Annotated in this window: 7 protein-coding genes; 1 reads left to right on the top strand and 6 read right to left on the bottom strand. The window is 73.4% G+C overall.

Features of this window, described 5'->3' with window-relative positions; genetic code table 11:
• Positions 1 to 87: 87 nt before the first annotated feature.
• Genes ACFVXG_RS45920 through ACFVXG_RS45895 form a run of 6 tightly spaced genes read right to left on the bottom strand, consistent with a single transcriptional unit; the run spans position 88 to position 5,641 of the window.
• On the bottom strand, positions 88 to 456 hold the full coding sequence (locus ACFVXG_RS45920; protein WP_387936485.1) for a hypothetical protein: 369 nt from the start codon (positions 454 to 456) through the stop codon (positions 88 to 90).
• A gap of 6 nt (positions 457 to 462) precedes the next feature.
• Positions 463 to 2,187: a zinc finger Ran-binding domain-containing protein gene (locus tag ACFVXG_RS45915; protein ID WP_387936484.1), complete on the bottom strand. Its 1,725-nt coding sequence runs from the start codon at positions 2,185 to 2,187 to the stop codon at positions 463 to 465.
• 26 nt (positions 2,188 to 2,213) lie between these two features.
• Positions 2,214 to 2,567, bottom strand: a complete 354-nt coding sequence (locus tag ACFVXG_RS45910; RefSeq protein WP_387936483.1) for a hypothetical protein — start codon at positions 2,565 to 2,567, stop codon at positions 2,214 to 2,216.
• Entirely contained in the window at positions 2,564 to 3,283 is a 720-nt protein-coding gene (locus ACFVXG_RS45905; RefSeq protein WP_387936482.1) for a VWA domain-containing protein, read from the bottom strand. The genes ACFVXG_RS45910 and ACFVXG_RS45905 overlap by 4 nt, the downstream gene beginning before the upstream one ends.
• Before the next feature lie 22 nt (positions 3,284 to 3,305).
• On the bottom strand, positions 3,306 to 4,427 hold the full coding sequence (locus ACFVXG_RS45900) for a hypothetical protein (protein WP_387936481.1): 1,122 nt from the start codon (positions 4,425 to 4,427) through the stop codon (positions 3,306 to 3,308).
• Positions 4,424 to 5,641 (bottom strand): protein phosphatase 2C domain-containing protein, encoded by a 1,218-nt coding sequence (locus ACFVXG_RS45895; protein ID WP_387936480.1) that lies wholly within the window; start codon positions 5,639 to 5,641, stop codon positions 4,424 to 4,426. The genes ACFVXG_RS45900 and ACFVXG_RS45895 overlap by 4 nt, the downstream gene beginning before the upstream one ends.
• A gap of 567 nt (positions 5,642 to 6,208) precedes the next feature.
• On the opposite strand from ACFVXG_RS45895, the gene ACFVXG_RS45890 reads away from it, so the two are divergent.
• Positions 6,209 to 7,684, top strand: coding sequence for an MFS transporter (locus ACFVXG_RS45890; RefSeq protein ID WP_387936479.1), 1,476 nt, complete (start codon positions 6,209 to 6,211; stop codon positions 7,682 to 7,684).
• Positions 7,685 to 7,749 lie beyond the last annotated feature (65 nt).

Raw genomic sequence — 7,749 nt, 5'->3', positions numbered from 1 at the left:
CGAGGCCGACAGATCCCGTTGAGGACCCGAGGTCAGTCAGAGGGCGGGTCAGACCTGCCCGGAAACCGCTCATGAACATCCTCACTGTCAGTGGGGGATGAGGGCTTCGGCGGCGGCTTCGAGGCGGCCGATGTCGGTGGCGAGTTGGGTGAGGGCGGCCACGCTGGGGGCGACCCGGGCGAGGACGTCCTTGATGCGCTGCCAGCGGGTGGCCGGGGCGGCCAGCTCGTCGGCGACGGCGTCGGCCGCTCCGGCGACCGTGTCGCGGTCGGCGAGTTCGTCGGCGATGCCGCGCAACCGCTCGACCAGGCGGGCGAGTTCGGCCCGGAGTTCGGCCTCCTCCGGGGAGCCGGACGGCGCGGCCCCGACGGTGTTGGTGGCCTGGGCGTGGGCGCCGATCGCGACCGCCGAGTCGGTGATCGTCAGCTTGCCCTTGTTGTGGAAGTTACCGCTCATGCGTGGCTATCCCCTTCCCGAGGAGCCGCCGCCGGTCCGCGCGCCCGCTCCGGAGAACATCCGGCCGACCGCGTTCCGGCCGGCCGCCACCGCGGACTGGCTGACCGAGACGTTGGCGTTGGCCCCGACGTAGAGCCCGTTGTTGTAGATCGTGGTCTGGCGTTCGCGGAGTTCGGAGGTGTCGATGTCGTGCGCCTCCAGGAACTCGACGAGGCCGTCGAGCACCCGGCGGGACACCACCTTGGTGTACATCTCGCGGTCGACCTTCTGGTAGTAGCGGTAGTACAGCTGGTCGCTCGCGGCCTCGCGCAGGCTGATCGGGGCCCCGTAGTCGAAGCTGAGGTGCCGGATCTCGCGGAGCTGCCGGCGGTCCTTGAACCCCAGCGCCTGGCCGAGCGCGTGCCGGGCGGTGCCGTACACGGCGGGGAAGGAGCTGATCAGCAGGCCGATGGCCCGGGGGAGCGCGGAGGCGACGGTGGCGGCGGCCTGCCGGAAGGTCGGGCGGTCCAGCAGGGTGTCCACCGAGCGGTAGTCGGCCCGCACCGGGGCCAGCAGCGAGGTGCTGTTCTCGACGAAGAGCACGCCCTGGTCGGGCAGCAGTGAGAGCCGGAGGAACTGGGTGGAGACGAGCTCGCCGTCCCAGCCGGAGACCAGGAGGGTGAGGTACGGCCGGGCCCGGCCGGAGCCATCCTCGCGGAGGTCGTGGAGGAGCCGGTGCGGTGCGCTGGGCTGCGGCGCCTCCTCCGGGTCGGGCAGCAGCGCGTCGCCGGTGGTGGCGTCGAGGTGGACGCGCAGGTCCTGCCCGTTGACGAAGAGCCGGTCCTGGACCCGCACGCCGGGCAGCCGCAGCGCCTCCACCGCGGTGGCGAGGTGGTCGTACAGCGCGTGGACGGTGAACGGCCGGACGGCGTCCGCGTCCTCCCGGGGGGTGTCGGTCCGGACGGCGAAGGACCAGGTCTCCATGGACTGCCCGTAGCCCGCGAACGGGGCGAAGCCCTGGAAGACCGTCACGTTGCCGTTGTCCCGGCGGGCGATGTCCCGGAGCAGGGAGGCCTGGTGGGGGGTGGCCGGGGTGGGTGCCGCGGCCGGGTCGAAGGTGTCGCGGGAGAGCTTGGGGACGATCACCCCGTAGTGCACGTAGAACAGTTCGGCGGCGACCAGGGCCCAGGCGATCAGCAGCCCCAGGAGGAGGAACGGCGGGCCCTCGATGACGGTCCCGATCAGGGTGACGACCAGGATCAGGGCCAGCAGGCAGTCCCGGGCGAGCTGGCGGCTGCGCGCGGCGAGCGCGTACGCGAGGACGCAGGAGAGGTCGACCCCGGGCGAGGAGGCGATCGCGCGTCTGGGTTCCTCCAGGACGTGTTCGACGGCCTTGCGGGCCAGCGCGGCGTCCAGCTGCATCGCGCAGCAGAGGTACCGGGTGACGCCGTGGTCGACCGGCGGGGTCCCGGCGGGGGAGCGCGGGGGCACGACGGTGCCCGGGCCGCCGCTGATCGGTGTCACCACGGCCATCGGGGGCTGGGTGGGGGCGGGTCTGGTCGGGGTGGGCGGTTTGGTGAGGGTGGTCGGGGGCGTGAAGGTGGTCGGCGGCTGCTTGTGGGCGGTCGGCGTCGTGGGGGTGCCGGGGGTGAGGTCGACGATCCGGCGGGCCCCGCACCGCTCGCAGGCGGCCCGGGTCGGCGGGTTGAGGGTCTGGCAGCTGTCGCACGTCCACGACGCGGCGGTCGGCATGGGGACGGTTCCTCTCCGGACGGGTGCTACGTATGTTGCGGGTGTTGCGGGTTGTCGGAGTGGTGGGTCGTGGGTGTGGAGGGGGAGTGCGTCGGGGTCGTCCGGGTGGGGGACGGGGTGGTGGGGTCCGGGGTGGGGGTCGGGGTCGGCGAGGCCGACTCGGTGGTCGGTTCCGGGGTCGACCGGGTGGGGTCCGGGCTCGGGACGGGGGTCGGCGTGGTCGGTTCCGGGGTGGGCGACACGACGGCCGTCGCGGGGACGGGGCGGGGCCGGTCCGGGGCCCGGTCCGGGGAGATGAGCCAGACCAGGCCGGCCAGTGCCACCAGCGAGGCGGCGACCAGCAGCAGCCGGTCGCTGCGCGCCAGCCCGCGGGTCGTCATTCCAGGTACTCCCGGGGGACGGACAGCAGGTCCTGGGTGGGCTCGACCGCCTGGTAGCCGGGCACCGTCTTGTTGAAGACGACGCGGCCCTGCTCGCTGGAGGCCACCAGCGAGCTCAGCATGCTGCCGAGCGCCTCCATCAGGGCGCTGCGGTGGTCGGTGCCCTGGTCGGCGATGAAGCCCACCACCGTGGTGATCCGGCGCAGCACGTCCCGGTCGGCGTCGCCGAAGCCGTAGGTGATGACGTGCGGGTGCCGCCGCCACCCGTGGTCGGCCAGCCGCTGGAAGGAGGACTCCCAGCCCTCGTCCGTGGGCAGGCCGTCGGTGAGCAGGAACACCACGGGCCGCAGGACGGCCATGCCGAGGCCGTTCAGCTCGTCCACGTCGGTGTCGATCCGGGAGCGCAGCAGGTCGAACGCGGCCCCGTAGTCGGTCAGCCCGTTGCACCGCACCTCGGGCATCACCGGGACGTCCTCCAGGTTGGCCATCTCGATGACCAGGTGGGCCTGGGTGGAGAAGACGATCAGCGAGACGTGGGCGAACTCGGAGACCCGGGGGTGGTCCTGGATGCTCGCGTGGACGTGCGCGAGGGTCTCGTTGAGGACGGTCTGGTGCGGCGCCATGGAGCTGGAGGCGTCGATCACCAGGTAGGTGGGGAGGCACTTCGGCTTCAGGACGTAGCGGTCGCTCTCGTGGGGTCGGCGGGGCACGGTCATGCGGGGGTCCTCTTCCTCTTCGCTACCCGTTGCGGGCGAGGAGCACGATGACTACGGCGACGAGCACGGCGACGACGATCCCGACCGCCCAGGCCGTCGCGGTGACGTCATCGGTGGTGGCGGGGGACGCGGGCGGGTCGTTGTCGGTCGGGTCCTCGGGGGCCTCGGCCGGTGCGTCGTCGGGGAGGACGGTGAGGTCCGTGGTGAGCACCTTCGGCGCGGTCCGGCGCGGCGGCTTCGTCCGGGGTTCGGGCAGCGGCAGCCGCTCGACCGGGAAGTGGACGTCCGCCCCGTCGAGCGCGGCCAGCAGGCTGCGGGAGGCGGGCCGGGTCTCGCGGGCGGCCGCCCAGAGCATGTCCAGCAGGAGCGACCGGCCGGGGACGGCGTCGTCCCGGGCGCCGTCGAGGGCGTGCAGCACGCTCGGCAGGTCCCGGCGCCCGGTGAGGCAGCGGGCGGTCAGCAGGGCGACCCGGTAGCGGTCGGTGAAGACGTCGGCCGGCATGGCGCCGTCGGTCAGCGGGTCCTCCCAGTCGCTCTGGAAGATGTTGGGCATCCGCTCGGGCCGGCAGCCGTCGATGTCGATCACGAACACCGAGCAGTCGGCCGGGCACCACAGGGCGTTGGCGTAGTTCCAGTCGGAGTAGACCAGCCTGCGCCGCTCCAGCGCGGCCGCCACCCGGACCACCGCGCGGCAGACGGCGGCCCGCTGCGCGGCGGTGACGGGGACGCCCTTGGCCGCGAGCCGTTCGTCGCTCTGCGCGAGGGTGTCGATCTCGCGCAGCCGGCCGTTCTCGGCGCGGAACCGCCGGTCCGCCTCGGGGATCAGGCAGCCGACCAACTCCCCGTTCCGGTCGGTGACTTTGGCGACCGGCCAGGAGGTGCAGCCGAGCAGCAGCTCGCGCTCGGTCCGGCCGACGGCGGCCGGGGAGCGACCGAAGGCGATCAGCTGCTCCAGGGCGGCGTCCCGGCCGTTCTGCGCGGCCGTCCGCTTGTACTGCTTGAACAGCAGGCCGCTGCCGGCGAGCGGGCCGGTGAGGCGGTGGATGCCGACGCTCTCGCCGCTCTCCCCGGCCAACGCCTCGCCGGGCTCGCCGAGTTCGGCCCGGGTGAGGACGGCGGGCACGGTCGGCGGCACGGCGGTCACCGCTCCCACCGGGGGGCGGGGGTGGGGGTGGTGTTGTCGGGGTTGGCGGTGTCGGCCCAGACTGTGACGGCCGTCCGGTCGTCCGTGAACTGCGCCGCGTCGTACCCGATGTGGTTGATGAAGTCGGCGATCGCGGGCGGCCCGGCCCACTCCCGCGCCAGGAAGCCGTTGAGCGCGGGCAGCCCGGCCAGTCCGTCGCCCACGCCGTCGGTCACCAGGGTCAGCACGTCGCCCGGGGCGAGCGGCAGCAGACAGCTCCGGGCGGCGTCCGGATCGTGCGGCAGCACCGACTCCAGCGCGTTGGAGGCGAGGCCCGCGTCGTCCTGCTTGGGGTCCCCGGCGGCCACCCGCCAGCGGCCCCCGTCGTGCTGCCACAGCGACACGTCGCCGATCCAGCCCACCCAGCACGGCTGGGACTCGTTCCCCCGGAACCGGGTCGGCAGGACGGCCACGATCAGCAGGGTGCAGACGTCCCGGTCGGACAGCCCGCGGGCCGCGGCCTCGTCCCGGATCCGCTGCGCCGCCCGGCCGAACAGTCCGGCGGCGCTCAGCTGGTCGGGCCGCACCCCGGTCCGCAGCTGCTCCACGACGGTGGCGACCGCCGAGCTGACGGCGACCGTCGCGCCCAGATCGGCGCGCGGGCTGCTGGACAGGCCGTCGGCGACCGCGACCACCAGGTGCTCCCCGGCGGCGTCCCGGCCGAGGCGGTAGGCGTCCTGGCGGACCACCGCCGGGTCCTCGCAGCGGTGCCCGGGCCCGATCAGCGAGGCGGCGCGCACGGTCAGCGCGCCGAGCCGCGCCTCGTCGGCGATGATCCCCGGGACCGGCGACGGCTGGGCGGGCAGCCGCCACGGCAGCTGCTGGGCCTTGGCCCCGGCGCCGAAGCGGGGCACCGGGGACGCCGGGGCCGCATGGGTCAGCTGGTAGCCGGGGGGCGGGCGGCGCGGGGGTGTGGGGATCACGGGGGCCTGGACGGGGGCGTGGACGGGCTGCGGCTCCGGCCGGGGGTCCGTGCCCGCGACCGGGGGACGCACGAACGGCGGGGGCGGACCGGGGGCCGGGAGCGGGGGCAGGGGCGGCGCCGTCCCGGCGTGCGCCGCGGCACGGCGTTCCTGGTGGTCGGCCTGGGCGGCCAGGGTGAGGGCGGCGACGGCGGCCATCGCCAGGGTGCCGATGACGAAGCGGGCCGTCGGATCGCCTGCCGGACTGCACACCAAGGGGATCAACACGGCCAGTAGGAAGGCCCCCACGGCCAAGCGCGGCGCAGCTGACATGAAGTCAAGTTAGCACTGTGGCAAGGGAGTAGAGCCTAGTCCGGCGCCCCGATGAGCCCGCTGCACCCCGACTGCCCCCGATGCCACCGGAGCCGCCGGGGCACAGGTCCCGCGAGCGGGCGTGCGCCCCCTCCGGAGCGGGCGCCGGGCGCCGCCGGGGGCGCACCGGCGGACGCGGCTGGAGGGCGGACCCATTCGCCGGTCACGCGGTCGATCGGTTGGCGGAGGTGTCGAGGGGCGCCGGCTCGTCCACCTCGGCTGTGCATCCCATGCCCACGGGCGCGCTGGTGAGCACATGTCACTTAAGGAGTATTCCCGGCGGTGCGCCTTAGGTGAAATATCCCGGCGCGAGCACGGCAAATACCATGTGACGCGCCCCCGCGGCCGCCATCGTGCACTCCACTGAAACCGGTGATCGCCCCATCCCTTCCACGTAGTTGAGGAGCTGCGCGCGGCTCGGGGATCTGACGGTGTTTCCGACGAATCAGATTCACATGGAGAACGACAATGGCCACCGCTGAGGACCGAGGCGTAGCAGCCAAGACCCACCCCCCCGAAACGTCGCCGCCGGCGAAGTCCGAGGCGCCGACGGTGGACGCCCGGAAGACCCGTCTCGCGTTCCTGGTCATCTCGGCCGGGTTCTTCCTCGCACAGCTCGACACCCTGATCGTCAACGTCGCACTGCCGACGATCAGTCAGAAGTTCCACGGTAGCTCGATCTCCGGCCTGTCCTGGACGTTGAACGGCTACGCGATCGTCCTTGCCGCGCTGATGGTCCCCGCGGGCCGCTGGGCGGACCGGTTCGGGCGCAAGAACGTCTTCCTCATCGGCATCGGCGTCTTCACCCTCGCCTCCCTGCTGTGCGGTGTGGCGACGAACACCGCCTTCCTCGTCGCCGCCCGGGTGCTCCAGGCTGTCGGCGCGGCGGCGCTCGTGCCGACCTCGCTGGGCCTGCTGCTCGCCGCCTACCCCGGGGAGGGCCGCGCCAAGGCGGTGAGCCTCTGGGCCGCGATCGGCGGTTCCGCCCCCGCGTTCGGCTCACTGATCGGCGGTGTGCTGCTCCAGATCGACTGGCGCTGGCTCTTCCTCATCAACCTCCCGGTCGGGATCTTTGCCGTCCTCGCAGGCCTGCGGGCGCTGCCGACGGAGCCGAAGTCCGCTAACGGCTCCGTCCCCGACATGCTCGGCGCGGTGCTGCTGATGGTCACCATCAGCTCGATCACGCTGGCACTGGTCAAGGCCCCGGAGTGGAGCGGCGGGCAGATCGGCGGGCTGCTGGCCTTCGCCGCAGTGGTCCTCGCCTACTTCGTCTTCCGCTGTTCCCGCCACAAGAACCCGCTGGTGAGTCTGCCGCTGCTGAAGGTGCCGGCCTTCGCGATGGCCAACGTCAGCGCGCTGCTCTACAGCATCAGCTTCGCCGCCGTGGTGTTCTCGTTCATGCAGTGGTGCCAGGACGTGTGGGGCTGGTCCGGCACCAAGACCGGTCTCGCGCTGCTGCCGGGCCTGGCCATCGTGCCGATCGCCGCCCGACTCGCCGCGCCGATCGTGGCCCGTATCGGCGCGGCCGCGTCGGTCGCGGTGGGCTGTGGCGCGCTCACCGTCGGCGTCTCCTGGTGGCTGGCCACCGCAGAGGTGGAACCGCAGTACGTGCAGGTCCTGCTGCCGGGTGTCGTGCTCTTCGGCGCCGGGTCGGCGCTGGCCATCACCGCACTGATGCAGGCCGCCACGGCCGGCCTCGCGCCGACCGAGTTCGCCACCGGCTCCGCCATCGTCAACATGGTCAGGCAGCTCGGCATGGCGCTGGGTGTCTCGCTGTTCATCGCCCTGCTCGGTACCCCGTCCACGCCGGAGGCCGAGCGGACTGCCTTCCAGCACGGCTGGCTCCTCACCGCGGCCGCCGGCGGCGTCGCCGCGCTGGTCTCGCTGGCTCTCGGGGTCTGGCTGAGCCGTGCCACCGCCAAGGCGGCGGCGAAGGCCGCGTAGCAGGCGCCGCACGACGAAACGTCCCGCCGACCTCCGGAATCCGGAGGTCGGCGGGACGTTTCGTC

Origin of the sequence: Kitasatospora sp. NPDC058162 (assembly GCF_042884005.1) — a bacterium.
Lineage (GTDB): Bacteria > Actinomycetota > Actinomycetes > Streptomycetales > Streptomycetaceae > Kitasatospora.
This window is presented reverse-complemented; position numbering and strand designations above follow the sequence as displayed.